Annotated in this window: 2 protein-coding genes; both read right to left on the bottom strand. The window is 39.5% G+C overall.

Features of this window, described 5'->3' with window-relative positions; all coding sequences use genetic code 11:
• Positions 1–765: 765 nt before the first annotated feature.
• On the bottom strand, positions 766–1,308 hold the full coding sequence (locus NFS31_RS26580; protein ID WP_251502064.1) for an RNA 2'-phosphotransferase: 543 nt from the start codon (positions 1,306–1,308) through the stop codon (positions 766–768).
• Positions 1,301–1,564: a hypothetical protein gene (locus NFS31_RS26575; RefSeq protein ID WP_251502062.1), complete on the bottom strand. Its 264-nt coding sequence runs from the start codon at positions 1,562–1,564 to the stop codon at positions 1,301–1,303. The genes NFS31_RS26580 and NFS31_RS26575 overlap by 8 nt, the downstream gene beginning before the upstream one ends.
• Between the last annotated feature and the right edge of the window lie 321 nt (positions 1,565–1,885).

Here is a 1,885-nt window from a genome sequence, read left to right as displayed (position 1 = left end):
TTGTGCCTTTTTTATGGACTAAAGTATTGATTTTTCAAGGTTCAGCACACCAATCGGTGTGGGAAGTTTGAGTTATTAATTAATTTATCTTTGGTAATTAATGTTTCATTATCATAGTATTTCATTTCCAACCATAAGCGCCCTCTTGCAATTTCCTTTACATTCTCTCTCACTATTGTTCTCCTGAATTCGATGACAGGTGCATTAATAGCGTTAATAAATCTACGCCCTCCCTTTGTTTCTTCATAAGTAATTGCGCCAAAACATTCTTTATACAGATATAATTTAAACCATCCTGGCTCAGATCCTTTATCCGGTAATTCCGTTATGGGTTCTGGATTTCTATTTCTATTTCTATTTTGAAAAAAATCGTACTATTGCCTATAATATAGGAAAAAAATATACTCTCATCATGTTCATCCATAATAAATCGAATCTGTTTTCCCATTATTCCCCTCATTTATAATAGGATAACCCAAATCAATTCACTTCTCAAAGTCGATCTGTTCTGTTGACTGCCAAATGGTGAACAGGAAGTCGATACCACATGAAAGATATATCAAGCAGAAAGCAGTTCATATAGTAGTGTATGTTTTCATATACAATTCTTCTCAAAAACAACTATAAACATCCTAAAACTTCATCGTCTGACATATCCATATCAATTTTTAAATTTTACTTTCTATTTATTTCTGCATGATACTATGTATACCATTACACAGTTCCTCCATTAGGAAAGTGTCAAGAAAAAATATTACAAAATCATTACATTTTTCTGATGTATCTACTGGGTATCGTATCTGCCAACCATACTTTTTCATTACCAAAGTAAAATTTTATTCCGTCATTCCATGCCGTTTTTGCATCAATGATTAATATACACGGCTTATCATCATGGCGCTTTCCCACATTTTCAGCAGTCTCAATATCTTGTGATAAATGAACATATTGCCTGCTTTGGGGTAATAAGCCATTTTCATTAATTGACCCTAAAAACCGCCTTGCCGTACCATGATACAAAACATTCGGTGGCATTTTGTCTTCTTTTAAAATCTTCATTGGCATAGAATGTCCATAAAATGCCCTGATTTTTCCACCTGCAAGTTCATGGCGCTTCTTCTCAGATTTTTCAATCATCTCATTTAAATCTGCTTCACAAATATTGCTCCATTTCCCGGCCCTATGTAATGCATCTAAAAGTTGCGCAACTGGAACCCAACCTTCTTCATTCATTTCTAGTTCATATTCCCATGGCGCATGCCGCAAAGCATAAGAAATTTCTTTACTCAATTCTTCTAATTTATTCATCTTCTATCACCTCATATCCTTGAGCTATAAATTGAAACATACCAACTCCATCCAAATACACGATATAGCGTTTAGTACACCGCCGCCCTGTCTCATCCCGGATCTCCACAATCCGGCTGTCCTCATACCGATAGCTCAGTACATAGCCGGCTGATGTGATCACCTGGCTGATGCGGCTTTCGTCATACCGGATATCCAGACGCGCGCCCCCTTTGCCATGGATGGCTGTAAGACGCCCCGTCTCATCATTAAGCATAGCATGTCTGCCCGGGAATGTAAATCAGGGCGTAGCCGCCCTCCCCAAGCGTCCTGAGCCGTTATCTGGCATAGCCGCCGCGGCGGCAGGATGGAATTGTAGATGCGCTGTAGACGGAAGCTGCCCTCAATCAGATCCGGCAGCTCCAGAGCCGTAGCGGTCAGCCAAAACGCACGGCGGCATCCATATGATAAACTGTACATAAAAGGCGGAGAAGCCAATGGGAAATGTAAAGATCACAAGCATCCCGGATTCTCGAAAACGTGACGATGAATTTTCGCCACACTTAGCCGAACCACCTGAATTTTATTGACAAAACCA

The organism is Otoolea muris (genome assembly GCF_943193115.1).
GTDB lineage: Bacteria > Bacillota > Clostridia > Lachnospirales > Lachnospiraceae > Otoolea > Otoolea muris.
The sequence above is the reverse complement of the archived record's forward strand: the minus strand, read 5'-3'. Positions and strand labels throughout refer to the sequence as shown.